We start from the raw sequence: 25,509 nt of genomic DNA, 5'->3' as shown, positions 1-25,509 counted from the left end.
GCTATGTCTACGATGAAAAAACCCCGTGCCCGCAAACAGCAGCGTGACGAAGCACAGCAGTTTATCAATGCCTTACAGGGCGTGACTTTCCCCAACTCACAGCGTATTTATCTGCAAGGCTCACGCAGCGATATCCGTGTTCCCATGCGTGAAATCCAGCTTAGCCCGACGCTTACCGGCGGCAGCAAAGATAACCCACAGTATGAAGCGAATGAGGCGATTCCGGTGTATGACACCGCTGGCCCTTATGGCGACCCGCACGCCACATTGGATGTCCATCGCGGCCTGGAAAAGCTGCGGGCAGGCTGGATTGAGGAGCGTGCGGATAGCGAAACCTTGAACACGGTCAGTTCCGGCTTTACCCAGCAGCGCCTGGCGGACGAAGGGCTGGATCATCTGCGCTTCGAACACCTGCCGTTGCCACGCAAGGCCCTGCCCGGCAAACGCGTTACCCAATTGCATTACGCCCGCGCGGGCATTATCACGCCAGAGATGGAGTTCATCGCCATCCGCGAGAACATGGGGCGTGAACGGATTCGTGGTGGCGTGTTACGCCAACAGCATCCCGGCCAGAACTGGGGGGCCAATCTGCCAGAAAACATCACGCCGGAATTTGTGCGCCAGGAAGTGGCCGCTGGCCGCGCTATCATCCCCGCCAACATCAACCACCCGGAATCCGAGCCGATGATCATTGGCCGCAACTTCCTGGTGAAAGTGAATGCCAATATCGGTAACTCGGCGGTCACGTCGTCGATCGAAGAAGAAGTAGAAAAGCTGGTGTGGTCTACCCGCTGGGGCGCAGATACCGTGATGGATCTCTCCACTGGGCGCTATATCCACGAAACCCGTGAATGGATCCTGCGTAACAGCCCAGTGCCGATTGGCACCGTGCCGATCTATCAGGCGCTGGAAAAAGTGAACGGTGTGGCGGAAAACCTGACCTGGGAAATGTTCCGCGATACTCTGCTGGAACAGGCGGAACAGGGCGTGGACTACTTCACCATTCACGCCGGCGTGCTGCTGCGCTATGTGCCGATGACCGCCAAACGCCTGACCGGCATCGTGTCACGCGGGGGTTCGATCATGGCGAAATGGTGCCTGTCGCACCATCAGGAAAACTTCCTCTATCAGCACTTCCGCGAGATCTGCAAAATCTGCGCCGCCTACGACGTTGCCTTGTCGCTCGGTGACGGCCTGCGCCCCGGTTCTATTCAGGATGCCAACGACGAAGCCCAGTTTGCTGAACTGCACACGCTGGGCGAACTGACCAAAATCGCCTGGGAATATGACGTACAGGTGATGATCGAAGGCCCAGGCCACGTGCCGATGCAAATGATCCGCCGCAATATGACCGAAGAACTGGAACATTGCCACGAAGCACCGTTCTATACCCTTGGCCCATTGACCACCGATATTGCGCCAGGCTACGACCACTTCACCTCGGGGATTGGTGCCGCCATGATCGGCTGGTTCGGCTGCGCGATGCTGTGCTACGTCACGCCGAAAGAGCACCTTGGCCTGCCGAATAAGGAAGACGTGAAGCAGGGGTTAATCACTTATAAGATTGCCGCCCACGCCGCCGATCTGGCGAAGGGCCATCCGGGTGCACAGATCCGTGATAACGCCATGTCCAAGGCGCGTTTTGAATTCCGCTGGGAGGATCAGTTCAACCTGGCGCTGGATCCGGACACTGCCCGTGCTTATCACGATGAAACGCTGCCGCAGGAGTCCGGCAAGATTGCCCATTTCTGCTCCATGTGCGGGCCGAAATTCTGCTCGATGAAAATCTCGCAGGAAGTGCGCGACTACGCCGCCGCACAAGAAGCCGCCAAACCGGTCGAAGTCCAGCTTTCCGGCATGGAGAAAATGTCTGCCGAATTCCGCTCGCGCGGCAGCGAACTGTATCACAGCGCAGCCAACCTGCAGGAAGAGGTGAACAATGACTGAAATCACTACGCCCTTCCCTGCCACGCCACACGAACTGGGGCTTTACCCGGTGGTGGACAGCGTTGAATGGATTGCACGCCTGCTGGATGCAGGCGTGACCACCATCCAATTACGCATCAAAGATCTGCCGGACGAACAGGTCGAAGCCGACGTTGCCGCCGCTATTGCGCTTGGCAAACGCTACCGTGCGCGGCTGTTTATCAACGACTACTGGCGGCTGGCGATCACACACGCCGCCTATGGCGTGCATCTCGGGCAGGAGGATCTGGATACTGCCGATCTGGCCGCCATTCACCGGGCCGGACTGCGCCTGGGGGTATCGACCCATGACGACGCCGAGATCGCCCGCGCCATTGCGATAAAACCTTCCTACATTGCGCTGGGGCATATCTTCCCCACTCAAACCAAGGAAATGCCTTCCGCCCCCCAAGGGTTGGCGGAACTGAGGCGCCATGTCGCTGGTTTACAGGAGTATCCAACGGTGGCGATCGGCGGGATCAGCCTCGATCGCGTGCCCGCCGTGCTGGAGTGCGGCGTGGGCAGTGTGGCACTGGTCAGCGCCATCACCCAAGCCGCGGATTGGCGTCTGGCTACGGCACAACTGCTGAAGCTGATTGAAGGCAAGGAGTAATGCCATGCTCAACGATCAGGAATTTTTGCGTTACAGCCGCCAGCTGCTGCTGGAAGAGTTCGGCCCAGAAGGCCAGGAAAGGCTGAAGCAATCTACGGTATTGATCGTCGGCCTGGGGGGATTAGGCTCCCCGGCGGCACTGTATCTGGCTGCCGCTGGCGTCGGCACCCTGCTGCTGGCGGATGATGACCAACTGCATATCTCCAACCTGCAGCGGCAAATCCTTTATCGCAGTAATGAACTCCCTCAAGGCAAAGCGCGGCTGGCACAGCGTCAATTGCAGGCGCTGAACCCATTGGTAGCCTGCATTGCGCTGGAACAGCGCTTACAGGGTTCGATATTGAGCGAAGCCGTGGCGCGTGCCGATCTGGTGCTGGACTGCAGCGACAATATGGCGACCCGCCACGCGGTAAACAGTGCCTGTGTCGCGGCGAGTAAGCCCTTGATCAGCGGCAGCGCGGTCGGTTTCAGCGGTCAGTTGTTGGTGATCGAACCGCCATACGCTCAAGGGTGCTATGCCTGCCTTTACCCTGAGCAAGCTGAGCCACTGCGTAACTGCCGAACGGCGGGCGTGCTCGGCCCGGTGGTGGGGACGATCGGCACGCTTCAGGCGCTGGAAGCCCTCAAAATGCTGGCAGGGATGGCTTCCCCCCTCAGCGGCAAACTGCGTTTGTTCGACGGCAAACAGCAGAGCTGGAGCACCCTGCAACTCAGCAAAGCCAGCAATTGCCCGGTTTGCCGAGGTGCCGCATGAAAATTACGCTGAATGACCAGCCGTTGGAGTTGGCGCAAGCATTGAGCGTCACCGCCTTACTCGAACAACTGGATCGCCACCAGCCGGGCACTGCGCTGGCGATTAACCAGACCATCATTCCTCGCGCCGACTGGGCAACCCGCCAGGTGCAGGACGGTGATGATATCCTGCTGTTTCAAGCGATTGCCGGAGGCTGACATGCTGCAAATCGCCGATACCACTTTTACTTCACGCTTGTTTACCGGCACGGGCAAATTCGCCACCCCGGCCTTGATGCTGGCCGCCTTGCACGCCTCCGGTTCCCAGTTGATCACCATGGCAATGAAACGCGTCGATCTGCGCGGCGGTAACGATGCCATTCTGGCTCCGCTGCAACAGTTAGGTGTGAAGCTATTGCCAAATACCTCCGGCGCTAAAACCGCCGCCGAAGCGGTGTTTGCTGCCCGCTTGGCACGGGAAGCCCTCGGCACTCACTGGGTAAAACTGGAAATCCACCCGGATGTAAAATACCTGCTGCCAGATCCGGTCGAAACCTTGAAAGCCGCAGAGATTCTGGTCAAAGAGGGCTTCGTCGTGCTGCCCTACTGCGGTGCCGATCCGGTGCTGTGTAAGCGGTTGGAAGAAGCTGGTTGCGCGGCGGTAATGCCACTCGGCGCACCGATTGGCTCTAACCGTGGCCTGCTCACCCGTGATTTTCTCGAAATTATCATCGAACAAGCCAAGGTGCCAGTGGTGATCGATGCCGGTATCGGTGCGCCAAGCCATGCGCTGGAAGCCATGGAATTGGGTGCCGACGCGGTGCTGGTCAATACCGCCATCGCCGTCGCGCAGGATCCGGTGCAAATGGCGCAGGCGTTCCGCCTGGCGCTGGAAGCGGGTGAGTTAGCCCGCAGTGCCGGATTGGGTCATCGCCAGCGGACCGCCGTTGCCTCCAGCCCGCTGACCGCGTTTCTCAGCCACTCTGAGGAGGTTCGCTGATGAGTGATAATTTCAGTAGCCGCTGGCAACAACTGGATTGGGATGACATCCAACTGCGCATCAACAGCAAAACCACACGCGATGTCGAACGGGCACTCAGCGCAGCAAAGCTGACGCGCGATGACTTTATGGCGCTGATTTCCCCCGCGGCAGCATCTTATCTGGAACCGCTGGCACAACGCGCCCGGCAACTGACGCGCCAGCGTTTCGGCAACGTGGTCAGCTTTTACGTTCCTTTGTATCTCTCCAACCTGTGCGCCAACGACTGTACCTACTGCGGTTTCTCCATGAGCAACCGCATCAAGCGCAAAACGCTCAACAGTGATGAGATCGAACAGGAATGTGCGGCGATCAAAGCACTGGGTTTTGAGCACCTGCTGCTGGTTACCGGTGAGCACCAGAACAAAGTGGGTATGGCGTATTTCCGCCAGCATCTGCCGCAAATCCGCCGCCATTTCAGCTCGTTGATGATGGAGGTTCAGCCGCTGGCAGAAGAAGAGTACGCCGAGTTGAAAGCCCTGGGGCTGGATGGTGTGATGGTCTATCAGGAAACCTACCATTCAGCCACTTACCAGCAACACCATCTGCGCGGGCAGAAACAGGATTTTCACTGGCGGCTGGCAACGCCGGATCGCCTAGGGCGCGCCGGGATCGACAAGATCGGCCTCGGCGCGCTGATCGGGCTTTCCAGCAGTTGGCGCGCCGACTGTTACCTGCTGGCGGAGCATCTGTTCTATCTACAGCAAACTTACTGGCAAAGCCGTTACTCGATCTCGTTCCCCCGTTTGCGGCCCTGTGCCGGTGGGATCGAACCCGCTTCGGTGATGAGTGAATCGCAACTGGTGCAACTCATCTGTGCCTTCCGCCTGTTCGCTCCCGACGTTGAGCTTTCATTATCGACCCGTGAATCCCCTTTCTTCCGCGATCATATGATCCCGGTAGCCATCAACAACGTCAGCGCAGGTTCAAAAACCCAGCCAGGGGGTTACGTAGAAGACGCCCCCACGGAGCTGGAGCAGTTTGAACCGCATGATGACCGGACACCGCAGCAGGTCGCACTTGCCATCAGTGCCGCAGGCTTACAGCCGGTGTGGAAAGATTGGGATGATTATCTGGGGCGCACTACGCAATAACCTGCAACGGTTACAAAGGTGCTCCAATAGTGCTGGAAGCAAAACGCAAAGCTCACAAGCCGAGCTGGTGCTGAAAATTGGCCCCGTTATAGTGGCAGCGTTGGTTATCAAACCCGAAGCCAACCAAGGTTATCTTCCCCCTCTTGATAACCTTGCCTTACCAAACCCCGGAGCGCGCGGATATCCCCCGCGCGTCTCCGGATTCTTGTTTGATCAATCCGCAGCCTGGGGTTTCATACTCGCGCCGACGATCGCCGACAGCAGGCAGCCGATGGCCAGATAGGCGGCAACCAGATGCCAGGAGCCCCCCATAAATTCCACCAGCAAGACGGCGATAAAAGGCGTGAAACCACCACCGACGACGCTGGCGACCTGATAACCAACCCCAGCACCGCTGTAACGGTAGGCAGTGCCAAACAATTCGGTAAACATCGGCTGCTGTACGCTGACGAGCATGTCGTGCGCCACGTTCCCGAGCATGATGGCGAAAAGTATAATCATCAAGGTATTACGGCTCTCTAGCGCCATGAAAAACGGCACTGCGCTAGCGAAACCGATTAACGCGCCAGTCACGTAGATCCGACGTCGGCCAAAGCGATCGGCCAAATAGGCAAAACAAGGAATAGAAACACAACTCACCGCTCCCACCAATAAGCCGATGTTAAGAAACAAGTCGCGCGCCAGGCCAAGGTGAGCGGTGGAGTAATTCAGGGCAAAGGCCGTCACGATATACATCGTCAGCAACTCACCCAGCCTCAGGGCAATAATCAATAAAAATGCCTTGGGATTTTGGCGCAAGGCCTCAAAAATCGGGAATTTGCGTATTTTGTTGGCTCTGTCCTGCAGCGTTTTATTCGCTTCAAACTCCAGCGATTCATCCATGCCGTTACGCACCCACCAGGCGATCGCAACCAGCACCAGGCTGAATAAGAACGGTAAACGCCAGCCCCAGCTTATGAACTCATCGTTGGTGGTAAACTGGTTCACAATGGAAACCGAGCCGGTTGCCAATAGCAGCCCGACACCGAAACCAATCTGTACCCCACTGCTGTAAAAAGCTTTTTTCTTTTTAGGCGCACTCTCAACCGCCAGCAGGGCGGCTCCGCCCCATTCACCACCCACGGCAAACCCTTGAACTGCACGTAGTAGCACCAGCATGACCGGAGCCCACCAGCCAGCCGTCGCAAAAGAGGGTAACAGGCCAATCAAGGCGGTGGCGATCCCCATCATCCAGACGGTGATCATCAGCATGCGTTTGCGGCCCAATTTGTCACCGAAGTGCCCAAACACGATCCCACCCAGCGGGCGGAACAGGAAACCGACGCCAAAGGTACCAAAAGCGGCCAGCGTTCCCATCGTTGGGCTGACCTGAGGGAAAAACTCTGTATTAAACACCAGAGCGGCAACTATTCCGTACAGTAAAAAATCGTACCAGTCGACCACTGCGCCAACAAAACTCCCTAATGCGGCACGGCGTGCTCGGCTGGGGGAGTGCTGGGTTGGCTGTGTAGTTTCGCTGTTTACAGCGGTGTCATTACTGATTGATAACCGGTTGTTATCCTGTGCGAGCACTGAGGGTGTTGAGGTATCCATGCCTATTCCGTTGTTTTAACTTTACAGGCACTTTACAACAAAAAGCCCCGGCTGTGATAGCCAGGGCTTTAGAACATCCAACCAATCAAAGATCGGCTTTAGATGGCTTACTCGTCGTCGTTGCCACCCAGATTACCTGCATTCAGCAATTCAGCCAGGTTAGCCGTCGCTTCTGCCGCGCTCACCTGCGGAACAACCGGTGCTTCGCCCTGTGCTTTACGGCGCATGCGATCCTGGTGATAAGCGTAACCGGTACCGGCTGGGATCAGACGGCCCACGATGACGTTCTCTTTCAGACCACGCAGTTCATCACGCTTACCGGCAACCGCCGCTTCGGTGAGAACACGCGTCGTTTCCTGGAACGATGCAGCAGAGATGAAGGACTCGGTCGCCAAGGAAGCCTTGGTGATACCCAGCAGATCGCGCGAGAAGGTGGCTTCGATCTTGCCTTCAGCAGCAAGCTTACGGTTAGCAATCTTGACGCGTGATACTTCAGCCTGTTCGCCTTCCAGGAACTCGGTGCCACCCGCGCTGACGATGGTGCCTTTACGCAGCATCTGACGAACGATAACTTCGATGTGCTTATCGTTAATCTTAACGCCTTGCAGACGGTAAACTTCCTGCACTTCGTTGGTGATGTAGCGAGTTACCGCATGCACACCACGCAGGCGCAGAATGTCGTGTGGAGATTCTGGGCCGTCGGAAACAACGTCACCACGCTCCACCACTTCACCTTCAAACACGTTGAGCTGACGCCATTTCGGAATCATCTCTTCGTAAGCGTCGCTGCCGTCCAGTGGGGAGATCACCAGGCGACGTTTGCCTTTGGTCTCTTTACCGAACGAGATGATCCCGCTGATTTCAGCCAGGATGGCAGGCTCTTTCGGACGACGTGCTTCGAACAGATCCGCAACGCGTGGCAGACCACCGGTAATATCCTTGGTACCGCCGGATTCCTGAGGAATACGCGCCAGGGTATCACCCGCACCGATCTGAATGCCGTCTTCCAACTGCACAATCGCTTTACCTGGCAGGAAGTATTGAGCAGGCATATCAGTACCTGGGATCAATACGTCGTCGCCTTTGGCATCGACGATTTTCAGTGCCGGACGCAGGTCTTTACCACTACCGGTACGCTCTGCGCTGTCCAGTACCACCAGAGAAGACAAACCGGTCAGTTCGTCGGTCTGGCGGGTAATGGTCTGGCCGTCAACCATATCGGCGAAGCGGATGAAACCACTCACTTCACTGATAACTGGCATGGTGTGCGGATCCCAGTTAGCCACGGTCTCGCCGCCGTTAACTTCTGCACCGTCACCTTTGCCCATCACGGCACCGTAAGGCACTTTGTAGCTTTCTTTGGTACGACCAAATTCGTCGATCAGCTTCAGCTCGGTATTACGTGAAGTAATAACCAGCTTGCCCGTTGCGTTCATAACGAACTTAACGTTGCTCAGCTTCAGGTTACCTTTGTTCTTCACCTGAATGCTGGATTCGGCCGCCGCACGAGATGCCGCACCACCGATGTGGAACGTACGCATCGTCAGCTGTGTACCCGGCTCACCGATGGACTGTGCCGCAATAACGCCGATGGCTTCGCCTTTGTTGATGATGTGACCACGTGCCAGGTCGCGACCATAGCAGTTTGCACACACACCAAAGTCGGTTTCACAGCTTACTACGGAACGCACCTTGACGCTGTCGACAGAGTTCTCTTCCAACAGGTCACAGGTCTTCTCGTTCAGCAGGGTGTTACGTGGCACCAGGATATCTGCCGTACCCGGCTTGATGATATCCTCCGCTGTCACACGGCCCAGAACGCGCTCACGCAGTGGCTCTTTAACGTCACCACCTTCGATAACCGGAGTCATCATGATGCCGTTGTGAGTACCACAGTCGTCTTCAGTCACCACCAGATCCTGCGCCACGTCAACCAGACGACGGGTCAGATAACCGGAGTTTGCTGTTTTCAGTGCGGTATCCGCCAAACCTTTACGCGCACCGTGCGTGGAGATGAAGTACTGAAGTACGTTCAAGCCTTCACGGAAGTTCGCGGTGATTGGCGTTTCGATGATTGAGCCGTCTGGCTTCGCCATCAGGCCACGCATACCGGCCAACTGACGAATCTGAGCAGCAGAACCACGAGCACCGGAGTCGGCCATCATAAAGATGCTGTTGAAGGAAACCTGTTGTTCCACCACGCCGTCACGGTTAACCACGTCTTCAACCGACAGGTTTTCCATCATCGCTTTAGCAACACGTTCGTTCGCCGCAGCCCAGATATCGATCACTTTGTTGTAGCGTTCGCCAGCGGTAACCAGACCAGACTGGAACTGCTCCTGGATCTCGGCCACTTCGGTTTCCGCTTCTTCGATGATCTCTGCTTTTTTGGCTGGGATCACCATGTCATCGATACCGACAGAAGCACCTGAACGGGCCGCGTACGCAAAACCGGTGTACATGATCTGGTCAGCGAAGATAACGGTCGGCTTCAGGCCCAGGATGCGGTAACAGGTGTTCAGCATCTTGGAGATCGCTTTCTTGCCCAGAGGCTGGTTAACGATCGAGTACGGCAGACCTTTTGGTACGATCATCCACAGGATGGCGCGGCCAATGGTGGTATCAACGATAGTGGTCTGATGAACAGATTCGCCTTCGGTATTTTTGATCTCTTCGACAATACGCACTTTGACGCGCGCATGCAGAGAGGCCAGACCGGCGCGATAAACGCGTTCAGCTTCTTTCGGGCCCGTCAGAACCATGCCTTCGCCTTTGGCGTTAACACAGTCACGAGTCATGTAGTACAGACCCAAAACAACGTCCTGAGAAGGAACGATGATTGGCTCGCCGTTCGCTGGTGACAGGATGTTGTTGGTAGACATCATCAACGCACGCGCTTCCAACTGGGCTTCCAGCGTCAGCGGTACGTGCACGGCCATCTGGTCACCATCGAAGTCGGCGTTGTATGCCGCACAAACCAATGGGTGCAGCTGGATCGCTTTACCTTCGATCAGAACCGGTTCAAACGCCTGGATACCCAAACGGTGCAGGGTGGGTGCACGGTTCAGCAGGACCGGGTGTTCGCGGATCACTTCGTCGAGGATATCCCAAACGACAGCTTCTTCACGCTCAACCATTTTCTTGGCAGCTTTGATGGTTGTGGCCAGGCCACGCAGCTCCAGCTTGCCGTAGATGAACGGTTTGAACAGCTCCAGTGCCATTTTCTTCGGCAGACCGCACTGATGCAGACGCAGGTATGGACCTACGGTGATAACAGAACGACCAGAGTAGTCAACGCGCTTACCCAATAGGTTTTGACGGAAACGGCCCTGCTTACCTTTGATCATATCGGCCAAAGATTTCAGAGGACGTTTGTTGGAACCGGTGATCGCACGGCCACGACGGCCGTTATCCAGCAGAGCATCTACCGCTTCTTGCAGCATACGCTTTTCGTTGCGCACGATGATGTCAGGCGCAGCCAGATCCAGCAGGCGTTTCAGACGGTTGTTACGGTTGATCACGCGGCGATACAGATCGTTCAGATCGGAAGTCGCGAAACGGCCACCATCCAGTGGAACCAATGGGCGCAGATCCGGCGGCAGTACCGGCAGCACGGTCAGGATCATCCACTCAGGCTTGTTGCCCGACTGAACGAACGCTTCCAGCAGCTTGATACGCTTGGTCAGCTTCTTACGCTTGGTTTCAGAGTTGGTTTCATTCAGTTCTTCACGCAGCTGCTCGCACTCGGCTTCCAGATCCATGTTTTTCAACAGGGCCTGAATAGCTTCCGCACCCATCTTGGCGTCGAATTCGTCACCAAACTCTTCCAGCGCATCCAGATACTGTTCTTCAGTCAGGATCTGACGACGCTCGAGGTTGGTCATACCGCCTTCAACTACTACGTAGGATTCGAAGTACAGTACACGTTCGATGTCACGCAGCGGCATATCCAGCAGCAAACCGATGCGCGATGGCAGCGATTTCAGGAACCAGATGTGCGCAGTTGGGGAAGCCAGTTCGATGTGGCCCATGCGCTCACGGCGCACTTTGGTCTGGGTCACTTCAACGCCGCACTTCTCACAGATTACACCGCGGTGCTTCAAGCGCTTGTACTTACCGCACAGGCACTCGTAATCTTTTACCGGCCCAAAGATACGGGCACAGAAAAGGCCGTCACGTTCTGGTTTGAACGTACGGTAGTTAATGGTTTCCGGCTTCTTCACTTCGCCGAACGACCACGAACGGATCATGTCTGGCGATGCCAGAGCAATCTTGATCGCATCAAACTCTTCGGTCTTAGTTTGCGCTTTCAGAAACTTCAATAAGTCTTTCACGGATTGGCTCCTGTCGGAGTTAAACCTGTTGGGCGCACGCTGACAAATCGCGCGCCCGTGTGACCTGAACAACCACCCTCTGGCTCCCTAAGGCCGGGAGCCAGAGCCGGAGAAACGATTACTCGTCTTCCAGTTCGATGTTGATCCCCAGCGAACGGATTTCTTTCAACAGTACGTTGAAGGATTCCGGCATGCCAGGTTCCATACGGTGATCGCCATCCACGATGTTTTTGTACATCTTGGTACGGCCGTTAACGTCATCCGACTTAACGGTAAGCATTTCCTGCAAGGTGTAAGCTGCGCCGTAGGCTTCCAGCGCCCACACTTCCATCTCACCGAAGCGCTGACCACCGAATTGCGCCTTACCCCCCAGCGGTTGCTGAGTTACCAAGCTGTAAGAACCGGTAGAACGGGCGTGCATTTTATCGTCGACCAAGTGGTTCAGTTTCAGCATGTACATGTAGCCAACGGTGACCTGACGCTCAAACTGCTCACCGGTACGGCCATCAAACAGCGTAATCTGACCCGAAGTCGGGATACCGCCCATTTCCAGCAATTGCTTGATTTCCGTCTCTTTCGCACCGTCGAAGACTGGCGTTGCGATTGGCATACCTTTTTTCAGGTTCTCTGCCAGACGCATCACTTCGTCGTCGCTGAAGGTGCTCAGATCGACTTTCTGGCAAACGCCATCGCCGAGATCGTAAGCTTTCTGGATGAACTCACGCAGCTTGGCCACTTCCTGCTGCTGCTTCAGCATTTGGTTGATCTTCTCACCAATGCCTTTCGCCGCCATACCCAAGTGGGTTTCCAGGATCTGACCGATGTTCATACGTGATGGAACGCCCAGCGGGTTCAGTACGATATCAACCGGCGTGCCGTTTTCATCGTAAGGCATATCTTCGATCGGGTTGATCTTGGAGATAACACCCTTGTTACCGTGGCGACCTGCCATCTTGTCACCCGGTTGGATCTGACGCTTAACCGCCAGATAAACCTTAACGATTTTCAACACGCCTGGTGCCAGATCGTCGCCTTGGGTGATCTTACGACGCTTGGCATCCAGCTTTTTCTCAAAGTCGGATTTCAGTTCGTCATACTGCTCTGCCAGCTGTTCCAGCTGGTTTTGCTTCTCTTCGTCGGTCAGGCCCAGTTCCAGCCAGCGATCGCGGGGCAGCTTGCTCAGCTTCTCAGCTTCAATGCCACCGGCAACCAGCACCGCATGGATACGTGCAAACAGGCCAGCTTCCAGGATCTGCAGCTCTTCAGTCAGGTCTTTCTTCGCCTGCTTCAGCTGCATCTCTTCGATTTCTAACGCACGCTTGTCTTTTTCCACGCCATCGCGGGTAAAGACCTGCACGTCAATAACCGTACCGGAAACGCCATTAGGTACACGCAGAGAAGAATCTTTAACGTCAGACGCTTTCTCACCGAAGATCGCACGCAGCAGTTTTTCTTCTGGCGTCAGTTGGGTTTCACCTTTCGGCGTTACCTTACCAACCAGAATGTCGCCACCGGTCACTTCCGCACCGATATACACGATACCGGATTCATCCAGTTTGGAGAGCGCAGCTTCACCCACGTTCGGGATGTCGGCGGTGATCTCTTCAGGCCCCAGCTTGGTGTCACGAGACACACATGCCAATTCCTGAATGTGGATGGTGGTGAAGCGATCTTCCTGTACCACACGCTCGGAGACCAAAATGGAGTCTTCGAAGTTGTAGCCGTTCCAAGGCATGAACGCCACGCGCATGTTCTGGCCCAGCGCCAGTTCGCCCAGATCGGTGGACGGGCCATCAGCCAGCACGTCGCCGCGCTCGATCGGCTCACCCAGATTCACACACGGCATCTGGTTGATACAGGTGTTCTGGTTGGAACGGGTGTACTTGGTCAGGTTATAAATATCGATACCTGCTTCGCCCGGATACATCTCGTCTTCGTTAACTTTGATAACGATACGGGAAGCATCCACGTACTGGATCACACCACCACGCTTGGCTACGGCAGTAACACCGGAGTCAACCGCTACGGCACGTTCCATACCGGTCCCCACCAGCGGCTTGTCAGCACGCAGAGTAGGCACCGCCTGACGTTGCATGTTCGCACCCATCAAGGCACGGTTGGCGTCATCGTGTTCCAGGAATGGAATCAGTGAAGCACCAACGGAGACAACCTGCTGGGTAGATACGTCCATATAGTCAACCTGATCGCGGCTGAACAGGCTTGATTCGCCTTTGCTACGACAGGTAACCAGGTCTTCTTCAAAGCGGCCTTCTTCATCCAGGTTGGAGTTCGCCTGGGCGATAACGAAGTTGCCTTCTTCAATAGCAGACAGATAGTTGATTTCATCGGTCACCACGCCGTCGCGCACACGGCGGTACGGGGTTTCCAGGAAGCCATACTCGTTGGTCTGTGCGTACACGGACAAGGAGTTGATCAGACCGATGTTTGGACCTTCCGGCGTTTCGATTGGGCACACGCGACCGTAGTGAGTCGGGTGTACGTCACGAACTTCAAAGCCTGCGCGTTCACGCGTCAGACCGCCTGGGCCCAATGCAGAGATACGGCGTTTATGCGTAATCTCAGACAGCGGGTTGTTCTGGTCCATAAACTGAGACAGTTGGCTTGAGCCGAAGAACTCTTTCACCGCCGCCGAAATCGGCTTGGCGTTGATCATGTCCTGAGGCATCAGGGTGTCCAGATCGCCCAGAGACAGACGTTCTTTAACCGCACGCTCAACACGCACCAGACCGACACGGAACTGGTTCTCGGCCATTTCGCCAACGGAACGGATACGACGGTTGCCCAAGTGATCGATATCGTCCACTTCGCCTTTACCGTTACGAATATCAATGAGCTTCTTCATCACTTCGATGATGTCGTCTTTGCTCAGGATACCCGAACCTTCGATCTCGTCACGCAGCAGAGAACGGTTGAACTTCATACGGCCAACCGCAGACAGATCGTAGCGGTCTTCCGAGAAGAACAGGTTCTCGAACAGGCTTTCCGCCGCTTCACGCGTTGGTGGCTCACCAGGACGCATCATGCGGTAGATTTCTACCAGCGCGCTTAAGCGATCGGTGGTTGGATCGACGCGGACAGTCTCAGAGATATACGCACCGTGATCCAGATCGTTGGTGAACAGCGTTTCGATACGCTTGTGGCCAGACTGGCTCAGCTTGGCCAGCAGATCCAACGACAGCTCCATGTTGGCTGCGCAGATCAGCTCACCGGTATTGGTATCGATATAGTCCTTCGCGACCACTTTGCCCGCGATGTACTCAACCGGTACTTCAATACTCTGAATTTCGTCTTTTTCGAGCTGACGGATATGACGAGCAGTGATACGACGGCCTTTCTCAACGTAGATCTTACCGTTGGCTTCAATATCAAAGGACGCAGTTTCACCACGCAGACGCTCTGGAACCAGCTCCATCTGCAGCTTGTTATCACGGATCTCGAAAGCAATTTTTGCAAAGAACAGGTCAAGGATCTGTTCTGTGGTGTAGCTCAGGGCGCGCAGAATGATGGTCGCTGGCAGTTTGCGGCGACGGTCAATACGCACGAACAGGTTGTCTTTCGGGTCGAACTCGAAATCCAGCCATGAACCACGGTAAGGAATGATGCGCGCGTTATACAGCACTTTACCCGAGGAGTGGGTTTTACCCTTATCGCTGTCAAAGAACACACCCGGACTACGGTGTAGCTGGGATACGATAACCCTCTCAGTACCGTTAATCACAAAGGTACCGTTTTCGGTCATGAGCGGAATTTCGCCCATATAGACTTCTTGTTCCTTGATGTCTTTGACCGTACCTTCTGGCGCTTCGCGCTCATAGATAACCAGGCGCAGTTTTACGCGCAGCGGTGCAGAATACGTCACACCACGAATCTGGCACTCTTTGACGTCGAACACCGGCTCACCAAGACGGTAGCTAACGTATTGCAGCTCCGAATTGCCACTGTAGCTCTGGATAGGGAAAACAGAACGGAATGCGGCTTCTAAGCCGTATTGCCCTTCAGGATCTTGCTCGATGAACTTCTGGAACGAGTCAAGCTGGATAGAAAGGAGATAAGGTATGTCCAGAACTTGTGGACGCTTACCAAAATCCTTACGAATACGTTTTTTCTCGGTATAGGAGTAAACCATAGGGTTCCTCAGCTCGCTGGAAAGTCGAACCATTTGTCTGCCCGGCATAGGACAGTTCATGCAACACCATTTTGTTGACCGGAAAGCGAGAACACTTTCCGCAATACCCGTTTCTATCACGCTTAAATCATTTCATTGCCTTTGCGGCAGATTCGGCTGCGGCAGGGAGAGCAGTATATTAAGTCGTCGATAGAAAGAAATATTGGGGTGAGCCAGTAGCCAAACAGTGTGAAACTCTACTGACGCCCTACAGCGCAAAAAGGCTGGTGACCAAAAAGTCACCAGCCATCAGTCTGTTAAGCCAGACTGCACTCTGAGAAGTTAAACTTATTTAACTTCAACAGAAGCACCAGCTTCTTCCAGAGATTTTTTCAGAGCTTCAGCGTCATCTTTGCTGATGCCTTCTTTCAGAACTGCTGGAGCAGATTCTACCAGGTCTTTAGCTTCTTTCAGGCCCAGACCGGTCGCGCCACGTACTGCTTTGATAACAGCAACTTTGTTGCCACCAACAGCAGACAGTACAACGTCGAACTCAGTTTTTTCTTCTGCAGCTTCTACAGGGCCAGCAGCAACAGCTACAGCGGCAGCAGCAGAAACGCCGAATTTTTCTTCCATAGCGGAAACCAGTTCAACAACATCCATTACGGACATAGCGGCAACTGCTTCCAGGATTTGGTCTTTAGTGATAGACATAACAATTGTTCCTAAAATTCAGAAATAGTTTAAATACGTTAGCAAAGGCTAAGAAAGAGCGGCTTATGCAGCTTCTTTCTGATCGCGCAGAGCAGCCAGAGTGCGAACCAGTTTGCCGGCAGCGGCTTCTTTCATGGTTGCCATCAGGCGTGCGATTGCTTCATCGTAAGTAGGCAGCGTTGCCAAGCGGTCAATCTGTGCCGCAGGGATCAGCTCACCTTCAAAGGCCGCAGCTTTAACCTCGAATTTTGCATTCGCTTTCGCGAACTCTTTGAACAGACGAGCAGCAGCGCCCGGGTGTTCGTTAGAGAATGCAATCAAGGTTGGACCGACAAACGTGTCTTTCAGGCATTCGAACGGAGTGCCTTCAACTACGCGGCGCATCAGGGTGTTACGAACAACACGCATGTAAACGCCAGCTTCACGACCTGCTTTACGCAGTTCAGTCATTTTATCTACAGTAACGCCACGGGAATCCGCAACAACCGCAGACAGCGCGCCTTTGGCCACTTCGTTGACTTCAGCAACAATCGCTTGTTTGTCTTGAAGATTTAATGCCATTAGCTTTTTGCTCCTGGATTAGCCGGGGAAAATCCCCCGGAACTCACTTCACTTAGCGCCTTGTGTAACACAGGGTGATAAGCGGCTTAACACGGTGAGCAGAATCCAGCAAAGACCATTCTCTATAAAAAGAAAAAATTTCTTTAGGCTCTGTCACCGTCTACGCAGGAAAATTAAGCACCTTTCGGTACACCTGCGGTCTTGGACGGAGGCCTGGATAGGCCAGGCTCCAACCGAAAAATCTGTTGCTCCGCCTACAGCGGAACCTTGGGGCATAAGATTCTAGGTGAATCTTTACCCCAAGTCAAAGCGATAATCACCTGGTGATTAGTTCGCTACAGCAGTCAAACCGCTCTGATCGATAGCAACGCCAGCACCCATGGTGGTGGAGAGGCTAACTTTCTTGATGTACACGCCTTTCGCCTGAGATGGTTTTGCTTTTTTCAGCGCAACCAACAGAGCTTCCAGGTTTTCTTTCAGTTTGTCTGCGTCGAAATCAACCTTACCGATAGTGGTATGGATGATGCCGTTTTTATCGTTACGATAACGAACCTGGCCTGCTTTAGCATTTTTCACTGCTTCAGCAACGTTCGGAGTAACGGTACCCACTTTCGGGTTTGGCATCAGGCCACGTGGACCCAGAACCTGGCCCAGTTGACCTACAACGCGCATTGCATCTGGGGAAGCAATAACAACGTCGAAGTTCATTTCGCCTTTCTTGATCTGCTCAGCCAGATCTTCCATACCTACCAGCTCTGCGCCAGCCGCTTTAGCAGCTTCAGCGTTAGGGCCCTGGGCAAATACGGCAACGCGAACGGAACGACCGGTGCCGTGCGGCAGAACGGTAGCACCACGTACGTTTTGGTCTGATTTACGAGCGTCGATGCCGAGGTTAACAGCAACGTCAACGCTTTCTACGAATTTAGCGGTGGCCAGCTCTTTCAGCAGAGCAACAGCTTCGGTGATGTCATACTGTTTAGTAGCATCAACTTTGTCACGGATCACGCGCATGCGCTTGGTCAGCTTAGCCATCTCTTAATCCTCCACTACCAGGCCCATGGAACGAGCAGTACCTTCGATGGAGCGAATCATCGCTTCAACGTCAGAACCAGTCATGTCCGCAGCTTTGGTTTCTGCGATTTCACGTACCTGAGCACGAGTCACTTTACCGACTTTGTCTTTGTTCGGCTTACCGGAACCAGACTTAACACCGGCCGCTTTTTTCAGCAGAACTGCTGCTGGCGGGGTTTTAGTAACGAAAGTGAAGGAGCGATCAGAATAAACAGTAATAACAACAGGGATCGGCAGACCTTTTTCAACGCTGTCAGTCTTAGCGTTGAATGCCTTACAGAACTCCATGATGTTAACACCTTGCTGACCCAGAGCAGGACCGACTGGCGGGCTCGGGTTAGCCATACCGGCTGCAACTTGCAGCTTGACGTAGGCTTGTACTTTCTTGGCCATTGAAATTTCCTCGTATGGGTAGTATCGCCTCCTAAGAGGCTCCCCGTGTTTCGCCGCGCTCCAAGAGCGAAGCATCTAAAAACAAAAGGCGCGAAATTGTAGTTCAATTCCGCGCCTCTGACAAGCCACAAATCTGCTTGTATTGCTGATTAATTGCTCAGCCTTTTTCTACCTGACTGAAGTCCAGTTCCACTGGCGTTGCACGGCCAAAGATGGAAACAGAAACCTTCAGGCGGCTTTTCTCGTAGTCCACCTCTTCAACAACACCGTTGAAGTCTGCAAACGGGCCATCGTTGACGCGCACCAGTTCACCTGGCTCAAACAAGGTTTTCGGACGTGGTTTATCACCCACCTGCTGCAGGCGGTTCATAATCGCATCCACTTCTTTGTCGCTGATCGGTGCAGGACGATCGGAAGTTCCACCGATGAAGCCCATAACACGAGGAACGCTGCGCACCAGGTGCCAGCTAGCGTCATTCATCACCATCTGGACCAACACATAACCAGGGAAGAATTTACGCTCGCTCTTGCGACGCTGGCCACCACGGATTTCAACCACTTCTTCCGTAGGTACCATGACTTCGCCGAACAGTTCTTCCATATCGTGCAGTTTGATATGTTCACGCAGCGATTGAGCTACGCGACCTTCAAAACCGGAAAACGCCTGAACGACGTACCAACGTTTTTTTGGGGCTTCAGACATTTTAGAACCTCAGGCCAGTAATAAACGATACCAGACGGACCAGAATACCATCCAGCCCCCACAGAATCAGTGACATCACGGCAGTTACCGCGGCAACGATCAACGTGGTATGTAACGTTTCCTGACGAGTTGGCCAGATCACTTTGCGTACTTCAGTACGCGCTTCGCGCGCAAACGCGACGGTAGCTTTACCTTTAGTGGTCATCAATGCCACTGCGCCAGCAACAACAATGATCAGTACAACTGCCAGCGCACGCAGTGGCAGGCTGAAATCACGGTAATAATAGTTACCGACAATAGCCATAACCAGCAGAACGGCGACGATCAGCCACTTAGCCACTTCAAGGCCACGTCCGCTCCCTTGAGCCTCGGTATTCGCACTCATAAACCAACCTGTCACAATGATTCGAACAAATAACTTTGCCTCGCAACGCGAGGCAAACCAAACCGATCAGATGCTGCTTAGCAGCATCTCGGTGTTTACGCTATGACGTATTTCAGTCAATACGGTTTAAGAGCCCATCTCACCAATGATTATGGCTGCAAAATCGCTGATGAGATAGGTTCTAGTTCACAGCGTATAAAAAGGGCATCAAATGATGCCCTTTTACCGCATGTCGCGTCAAATATTATCAGCGATTAAGCGATAACTTTGGCAACAACGCCCGCACCTACAGTACGGCCGCCTTCACGGATTGCGAAACGCAGACCGTCGTCCATCGCGATTGGGTGGATCAGCGTGACTTTCATGTTCACGTTGTCACCTGGCATTACCATCTCTACGCCTTCTGGCAGTTCGATGGTACCGGTCACGTCAGTTGTACGGAAGTAGAACTGTGGACGGTAGCCTTTGAAGAATGGCGTATGACGGCCACCTTCTTCTTTGCTCAGGATATACACTTCTGAATCAAACTGTGTGTGCGGCTTGATTGAACCTGGTTTAGCCAGAACCTGACCACGTTCGATATCTTCACGTTTGATACCACGCAGCAGAACACCCACGTTCTCACCCGCACGGCCTTCGTCCAGCAGTTTGCGGAACATTTCAACGCCAGTACAGGTAGACTTAACGGTGTCTTTGATACCAACGATTTCAACTTCTTCACCAACCTTGATGATACCGCGCTCTACACGACCGGTAACAACGGTACCACGACCAGAGATGGAGAAGACGTCTTCAATTGGCAGCAGGAATGGCTTGTCAATCGCACGCTCTGGTTCTGGGATGTAAGAATCCAGGTAACCAGCCAGCTCGATGATCTTCTCTTCCCACTCTGGCACGCCATTCAGCGCCTGCAGAGCTGAACCACGAACCACCGGCAGATCATCACCAGGGAAGTCATAAGCAGACAGAAGTTCGCGCACTTCCATTTCTACCAGCTCCAGCAGCTCTTCATCATCAACCATGTCACATTTGTTCATGAACACGATGATGTAAGGAACGCCAACCTGACGACCCAGCAGGATGTGCTCACGGGTCTGCGGCATTGGGCCGTCGGTCGCAGCAACTACCAGGATCGCGCCGTCCATCTGAGCAGCACCGGTGATCATGTTTTTCACGTAGTCGGCGTGCCCTGGGCAGTCAACGTGCGCGTAGTGACGAGTCGGGGTGTCATATTCAACGTGAGAGGTGTTGATGGTGATACCACGAGCTTTTTCTTCTGGTGCGTTATCGATCTGATCGAAAGCACGTGCGTTACCGCCGTAGGTTTTAGCCAGTACGGTGGTGATTGCAGCAGTCAGGGTAGTTTTGCCGTGGTCAACGTGGCCGATAGTACCGACGTTAACGTGCGGTTTTGTACGTTCAAACTTTTCTTTAGACATCGATTGTCCCTCTAAGACACGGATAAATCGGTGGTATCACCACATCAACCAAGCATTTGCTTGTTGAATCCAGAACAGAAAGAAAATCAGGGGGCGAGAAATTAAGAAGTGGTGCTGATAGGCAGATTCGAACTGCCGACCTCACCCTTACCAAGGGTGCGCTCTACCAACTGAGCTATATCAGCACATCTTGGAGCGGGCAGTGGGAATCGAACCCACATCATCAGCTTGGAAGGCTGAGGTAATAGCCATTATACGATGCCCGCATCCTGGAACTCGGCTACCTGATTTTTCTGTAGAATTTTTAGGCGTGAGAAAAGGATTGTTTGTCGCTTAACTCTTCACCCTTCGTGCCGACGGCTTTTGCTATCTGGCGCGAACTTTTCAGAAGGCTTTCGCCTTCTCCGTGACGACTTAAATTGCTTTAAGTCACCACAGTTTAATCCCGTTGCCAGGATTGAATTTGGTGGTGGGGGAAGGATTCGAACCTTCGAAGTCTGTGACGGCAGATTTACAGTCTGCTCCCTTTGGCCGCTCGGGAACCCCACCAAATTTTAACTACTGCGACTTGAATGGTGCCGGCTACCGGAATCGAACTGGTGACCTACTGATTACAAGTCAGTTGCTCTACCTACTGAGCTAAGCCGGCATCAAGTGCAGCGCATTCTAGGTAGAGCTGACGGGCTATGCAACAAAAAATTTGCGTTCCGCGCACTATCGCTCATAAATCATTCGATTTTGCCTGTCAGTTAGCAATTCACCCTGTAGGACGTACTCTTATTCATCCAACAGAGACATTATTTTGTACAATTTTATACATTTTTTGCAAGGGTTACCCGGTGTTTCTCCACGCTAGCTATCGGCTAATGCGTAATCTGACAAGAAAATTGTGATCGTGATCGGCGCATCCACTTCAAGGGGCAACTGTCAGGCTATGTCGCTGCCCCATGTTTACTCTCATTCTGTGGTGATTATTCACGGCAAGCCTCGGTTGTTTGCTGCCACACCGTCTTCTCACGCCATCATCACTGAATTGAGAATAGTATCTTCACCAAAGGATGGCGCTTTGCAGCTACTCTCAACCAACTGCGTGTCTGTTCGCACTATTGGCATAAACTCATGCTAATCGGTAACATTTGCGAAAAAAGTCTACGCCAAAAACGAAGCTGTCTATAATATGCAGCTTGTTTATTCTCTGGAGTTGGCGTTCGGCGCCGTTCCCAACCTGCGTTAACAGGCAGAATTTGGCTTATGATAAAAAGAGAGCAATCTTTAGCAACGCCATATCTTCAGTTTGATCGTACCCAATGGGCTGCATTGCGAAACTCAGTACCACTGACGCTGTCGGAAGAAGAAATTGTTAAACTGAAGGGGATTAACGAGGATCTCTCTTTGGAAGAGGTGGCGCAAATCTACTTGCCACTTTCACGGTTGCTGAACTTCTACATCAGTTCCAACCTGCGTCGCCAAGCGGTTCTTGAACAATTTCTGGGCACAGATGGCCAGCGCATACCCTATGTTATTGGTATTGCAGGCAGTGTAGCCGTGGGTAAAAGTACGACAGCACGTTTATTGCAAGCACTGCTGAGCCGCTGGCCTGAACACCGCAGCGTAGAGTTGATTACTACCGATGGTTTTTTGCATCCAAACAAAGTATTGAGCGAACGCGGTTTGATGAAGAAAAAAGGCTTCCCGCAATCCTACGATATGCATAGTCTGGTGAAATTCGTTTCGGAGGTCAAATCGGGGGCTAGGCGTGTCACCGCCCCGGTTTATTCTCATTTAATTTATGATGTTGTTCCTGAAGGTCATAAGGTTATTGAGCAACCTGATATTCTGATTCTTGAAGGGTTGAATGTTCTGCAAAGTGGTATGGATTACCCGCACGATCCTCACCGCGTCTTTGTCTCTGATTTTGTTGACTTTTCAATATATGTTGATGCGCCAGAAGACTTATTGCAAACATGGTATATCAACCGTTTCTTGAAATTCCGTCAGGGCGCATTCTCTAATCCTGACTCTTATTTCCATAGCTATGCAAAACTTCCGGAGGCAGAAGCGATTAATATCGCCACTCAGTTATGGAATGAGATTAACGGATTGAATTTACACCAGAATATACTACCGACTCGCGAAAGAGCCAGTCTGATTATGACCAAAAGTGCCAACCATGCTGTAGAAAGCGTGAGGTTGAGAAAGTAGCCATGAAATAAGAGAGGCTATCAACCTCTCTTATTTCAAAGCATTATTCAGCACTACGTAAAGATATTTCACCACCAATAAAAGGTTTAACGACACCATCCTGTTCAAGTAGTAATGCTCCTTGTTGGTCAATACCTCTGGCAATGCCAAAAATCTGTTGTTCACCAATTAAAAGTTTAACCGGTCGATCAATAAAATTATCCAATTGGCGCCAACGGGTAATAAACGGTGAGAGTCCTTCGGTTTCGAACTGCATCAATGAACGGCGTAATTCATTAAGCAAGGTTGCCGCCAATTCATTGCGATCGATATTAATCCCTGTTTCTTGCAGATTAATCCACTGCTGATCGATCTTATTGGCATACGTTTCACGCATCGCCATGTTAATGCCGGCACCGAGTACCAACTGCGCTGCATCCCCTGTCCTGCCGGTTAGTTCAACGAGAATACCGGCTAGTTTCCGATCGTTAAGATACAGATCGTTTGGCCACTTAACTCGTACTTGCTCTGCTCCTAAGCGTTGAAGTACTTCAGCCATCACGATGCCAATAACCAGGCTTAGCCCCATTGCCGCTGCTGGCCCTTGCTCAAGGCGCCAGAACATCGACAGGTAAAGGTTGGCACCAAAAGGTGAAACCCATTGCCGCCCACGCCGCCCACGCCCCGCATGCTGGTATTCTGCGATACAAGCATCACCAGAGGTTAGCTCCGCAATTCGATCTAATAGATATTGATTCGTCGAATCAACAACCGGTAGAACCGTTACTCGCTTGTCTTCCAACTTATCGAGAATATGTTCCGCATCCAGTAAATTCATCACTCCTGGTAGGCTGTAGCCTTTACCTGGCACGGTAAACACGTCCAGCCCCCATTCTCGAATAGTCTGAATATGCTTGTTAATCGCCGCTCGACTCATGCCCAGGGACTCACCCAAATGCTCACCGGAGTGAAACTCTCCGTCCGCCAGAAGTGAGACGATCTTAAGCGGTACCTTGGTGTCCTTCATGACAGAACCTCAACTGCATCCAGTTCACCGGTTGCCCCAATAAAGCGGACCTCCGGTTCCAGCCAGACATTAAATTTCTCTGCCACCTTATTGCGGACATGCCTCGCTAGTGCCACCACATCCTGGCTACTGGCATTATCAGCATTGACCAACACCAGGGCTTGCTGACGGTGTACCGCTGCACCACCAATCTGGTATCCCTTTAACGCGCACTGTTCGATGAGCCAACCAGCGGCCAACTTTACTTGCCCATCCAACTGTGGGTAATGAGGCATCGTTGGATACTCAGCTAGCAACATATTGGCCTCTTCCTCGCTCACCAGAGGGTTTTTAAAGAAACTGCCTGCATTACCTGTTACGCGTGGGTCAGGCAACTTGCTACGCCGCATAGCGCATACTGCATCAAAAACCTGCTGTGGTGTCACTGTACGCGGATCCAGTTTAGTAAGATCACCGTAGTTTAGTAGCGGGTTCCATTGCTTACTGAGCCGTAAACCGACTCCCACAATGGTGTAGCCAACTTTAAACTCATGCTTAAATACGCTTTCACGGTAACCAAACTCGCAACGCTCGGGACTCATGCGATCAATCTCACCCGTACTCAGATCCAGCAAATCCACATATTCACAAACCTGCTTCAGTTCGAAGCCATAGGCACCGATGTTTTGGATCGGTGCAGAACCTGCCAGACCAGGGATTAATGCCAGATTTTCCAAACCAGGAATACCTTGCTCCAGGGTCTGACTCACTAAGTAGTGCCAATTCTCACCAGAGCTGACATGTAGATGCCAGGCATCATCCTCTTCCCTGACTTCAATACCTTTCAGGCTATTGATCATGACTGTACCGGCGAAATCCTCCAAGAACAGAACATTACTTCCCTCACCGATTACCAGTAGTGGCTCCCGGCGCTTTTGCGCTTTCTGCCAAGCCTTAATCATCATTTCAATTTTTTCAGCAATAACTAAATGCGCCGCTTTGACCGGAAGTGCAAAAGTATTGTGTTTTTTTAAAGAAGTGTTTTCAGTAGACATGACGTTAAATACTCTTACGTAATAAACTACCATCTAGTCTACTCGATTCAACGAATATGGCTATTATTTGTTTTTATTACTTTGATTTTTCATTGTCATCTAACAAAATTTTCTCAAAGAGAATTATAAACGTCTTTTAATATCATAATGATACAAAATCACCTTGTTCCTATCACCCCAGCCCTCTGATTTATATAAGGTGTACAGATATTATTTATATGTATGAATATTGGATTTCACGCTTAAAAAATAAATTCTTCGTGGATATTAGTGATAGGAATTTTCGCTATATTTAATCATTCGCAGAGTTGGGAACGATAGCATATCAATAGAGGATTTCTTAGGTGAAAGGAGTTATATCACTAAGCAAAACGCAAAAAGGCCATCCTTACGAATGGCCTTCTGCTTGTTTGATGCCTGGCAGTGTCCTACTCTCGCATGGGGAGACCCCACACTACCATCGGCGCTACGGCGTTTCACTTCTGAGTTCGGCATGGGGTCAGGT

19 protein-coding genes, 4 tRNA genes and 1 rRNA gene are annotated in these 25,509 nt (G+C 52.7%); 7 read left to right on the top strand and 17 right to left on the bottom strand.

Annotated elements, in window-relative coordinates:
- Nucleotides 1-3: 3 nt before the first annotated feature.
- Genes thiC through thiH form a run of 6 tightly spaced genes read left to right on the top strand, consistent with a single transcriptional unit; the run spans nucleotide 4 to nucleotide 5,443 of the window.
- Nucleotides 4-1,947 carry a phosphomethylpyrimidine synthase ThiC gene (gene thiC, locus WG891_RS24865; protein WP_337264883.1) on the top strand — a complete coding sequence of 648 codons (1,944 nt, stop codon included), beginning with the start codon at nucleotides 4-6 and terminating at the stop codon, nucleotides 1,945-1,947.
- Nucleotides 1,940-2,578: a thiamine phosphate synthase gene (gene thiE / locus WG891_RS24860; protein WP_337264882.1), complete on the top strand. Its 639-nt coding sequence runs from the start codon at nucleotides 1,940-1,942 to the stop codon at nucleotides 2,576-2,578. Before thiC ends, thiE begins: the two co-directional genes overlap by 8 nt.
- A 4-nt stretch (nucleotides 2,579-2,582) precedes the next feature.
- The gene (locus tag WG891_RS24855) at nucleotides 2,583-3,332 is read left to right on the top strand and encodes a HesA/MoeB/ThiF family protein (protein WP_337264881.1); all 750 of its coding nucleotides are present in this window, start codon (nucleotides 2,583-2,585) and stop codon (nucleotides 3,330-3,332) included.
- A complete protein-coding gene (gene thiS / locus WG891_RS24850) occupies nucleotides 3,329-3,529 on the top strand; it encodes a sulfur carrier protein ThiS (RefSeq protein ID WP_076944240.1) in 201 nt (66 codons plus the stop codon). Before WG891_RS24855 ends, thiS begins: the two co-directional genes overlap by 4 nt.
- A 1-nt stretch (nucleotide 3,530) precedes the next feature.
- Nucleotides 3,531-4,310, top strand: coding sequence for a thiazole synthase (locus WG891_RS24845; protein ID WP_337264880.1), 780 nt, complete (start codon nucleotides 3,531-3,533; stop codon nucleotides 4,308-4,310).
- Nucleotides 4,310-5,443 (top strand): 2-iminoacetate synthase ThiH, encoded by a 1,134-nt coding sequence (gene thiH, locus WG891_RS24840; RefSeq protein WP_337264879.1) that lies wholly within the window; start codon nucleotides 4,310-4,312, stop codon nucleotides 5,441-5,443. The genes WG891_RS24845 and thiH overlap by 1 nt, the downstream gene beginning before the upstream one ends.
- 213 nt (nucleotides 5,444-5,656) lie before the next feature.
- Here thiH and shiA read toward each other — a convergent pair whose 3' ends face one another.
- From shiA to WG891_RS24770, 14 genes are all read right to left on the bottom strand, one after another.
- The gene (gene shiA, locus WG891_RS24835; RefSeq protein WP_337264878.1) at nucleotides 5,657-7,036 is read right to left on the bottom strand and encodes a shikimate transporter; all 1,380 of its coding nucleotides are present in this window, start codon (nucleotides 7,034-7,036) and stop codon (nucleotides 5,657-5,659) included.
- Nucleotides 7,037-7,143: 107 nt separating this feature from the next.
- Nucleotides 7,144-11,370: a DNA-directed RNA polymerase subunit beta' gene (gene rpoC, locus WG891_RS24830; RefSeq protein WP_337264877.1), complete on the bottom strand. Its 4,227-nt coding sequence runs from the start codon at nucleotides 11,368-11,370 to the stop codon at nucleotides 7,144-7,146.
- Between the two features lie 118 nt (nucleotides 11,371-11,488).
- Nucleotides 11,489-15,517, bottom strand: coding sequence for a DNA-directed RNA polymerase subunit beta (gene rpoB / locus WG891_RS24825; protein WP_337264876.1), 4,029 nt, complete (start codon nucleotides 15,515-15,517; stop codon nucleotides 11,489-11,491).
- Nucleotides 15,518-15,844: 327 nt separating this feature from the next.
- Entirely contained in the window at nucleotides 15,845-16,210 is a 366-nt protein-coding gene (gene rplL / locus WG891_RS24820) for a 50S ribosomal protein L7/L12 (RefSeq protein ID WP_337264875.1), read from the bottom strand.
- Between the two features lie 63 nt (nucleotides 16,211-16,273).
- On the bottom strand, nucleotides 16,274-16,771 hold the full coding sequence (rplJ, locus tag WG891_RS24815; RefSeq protein WP_020828745.1) for a 50S ribosomal protein L10: 498 nt from the start codon (nucleotides 16,769-16,771) through the stop codon (nucleotides 16,274-16,276).
- A gap of 327 nt (nucleotides 16,772-17,098) precedes the next feature.
- Nucleotides 17,099-17,803, bottom strand: a complete 705-nt coding sequence (gene rplA, locus WG891_RS24810) for a 50S ribosomal protein L1 (protein ID WP_076944234.1) — start codon at nucleotides 17,801-17,803, stop codon at nucleotides 17,099-17,101.
- A 3-nt stretch (nucleotides 17,804-17,806) separates the two neighbouring features.
- Nucleotides 17,807-18,235, bottom strand: coding sequence for a 50S ribosomal protein L11 (gene rplK / locus WG891_RS24805; protein ID WP_337264874.1), 429 nt, complete (start codon nucleotides 18,233-18,235; stop codon nucleotides 17,807-17,809).
- Between the two features lie 157 nt (nucleotides 18,236-18,392).
- Complete coding sequence (gene nusG / locus WG891_RS24800; RefSeq protein ID WP_004929914.1) at nucleotides 18,393-18,938, bottom strand: transcription termination/antitermination protein NusG; 546 nt, start codon at nucleotides 18,936-18,938, stop codon at nucleotides 18,393-18,395.
- Nucleotide 18,939: 1 nt separating this feature from the next.
- Nucleotides 18,940-19,323, bottom strand: a complete 384-nt coding sequence (secE, locus tag WG891_RS24795) for a preprotein translocase subunit SecE (RefSeq protein WP_037403547.1) — start codon at nucleotides 19,321-19,323, stop codon at nucleotides 18,940-18,942.
- Between the two features lie 254 nt (nucleotides 19,324-19,577).
- On the bottom strand, nucleotides 19,578-20,762 hold the full coding sequence (tuf, locus tag WG891_RS24790) for an elongation factor Tu (protein ID WP_076944232.1): 1,185 nt from the start codon (nucleotides 20,760-20,762) through the stop codon (nucleotides 19,578-19,580).
- Nucleotides 20,763-20,871: 109 nt separating this feature from the next.
- A tRNA-Thr gene (locus WG891_RS24785) sits at nucleotides 20,872-20,947 on the bottom strand.
- A gap of 6 nt (nucleotides 20,948-20,953) precedes the next feature.
- Nucleotides 20,954-21,028: transfer RNA gene (locus tag WG891_RS24780), tRNA-Gly, on the bottom strand.
- A 198-nt stretch (nucleotides 21,029-21,226) separates the two neighbouring features.
- Nucleotides 21,227-21,311: transfer RNA gene (locus WG891_RS24775), tRNA-Tyr, on the bottom strand.
- A gap of 24 nt (nucleotides 21,312-21,335) precedes the next feature.
- Nucleotides 21,336-21,411 (bottom strand) — tRNA-Thr (locus WG891_RS24770).
- A gap of 602 nt (nucleotides 21,412-22,013) precedes the next feature.
- On the opposite strand from WG891_RS24770, the gene coaA reads away from it, so the two are divergent.
- Nucleotides 22,014-22,964, top strand: a complete 951-nt coding sequence (gene coaA / locus WG891_RS24765) for a type I pantothenate kinase (RefSeq protein WP_076944231.1) — start codon at nucleotides 22,014-22,016, stop codon at nucleotides 22,962-22,964.
- A 43-nt stretch (nucleotides 22,965-23,007) separates the two neighbouring features.
- Here the strand turns inward: coaA and birA are convergent, their stop codons facing one another.
- The 3 genes from birA to rrf form a co-directional block, all read right to left on the bottom strand.
- The gene (gene birA / locus WG891_RS24760) at nucleotides 23,008-23,970 is read right to left on the bottom strand and encodes a bifunctional biotin--[acetyl-CoA-carboxylase] ligase/biotin operon repressor BirA (protein ID WP_076944230.1); all 963 of its coding nucleotides are present in this window, start codon (nucleotides 23,968-23,970) and stop codon (nucleotides 23,008-23,010) included.
- Entirely contained in the window at nucleotides 23,967-25,004 is a 1,038-nt protein-coding gene (murB, locus tag WG891_RS24755) for a UDP-N-acetylmuramate dehydrogenase (protein WP_337264873.1), read from the bottom strand. Before murB ends, birA begins: the two co-directional genes overlap by 4 nt.
- A 415-nt stretch (nucleotides 25,005-25,419) precedes the next feature.
- A 5S ribosomal RNA gene (gene rrf / locus WG891_RS24750) occupies nucleotides 25,420-25,509 on the bottom strand; the annotation flags it as partial.

Source organism: Serratia sp. MMO-28 (genome assembly GCF_037199905.1).
Classification (GTDB): Bacteria; Pseudomonadota; Gammaproteobacteria; order Enterobacterales; family Enterobacteriaceae; genus Chania; species Chania oryzae.
This window is presented reverse-complemented; position numbering and strand designations above follow the sequence as displayed.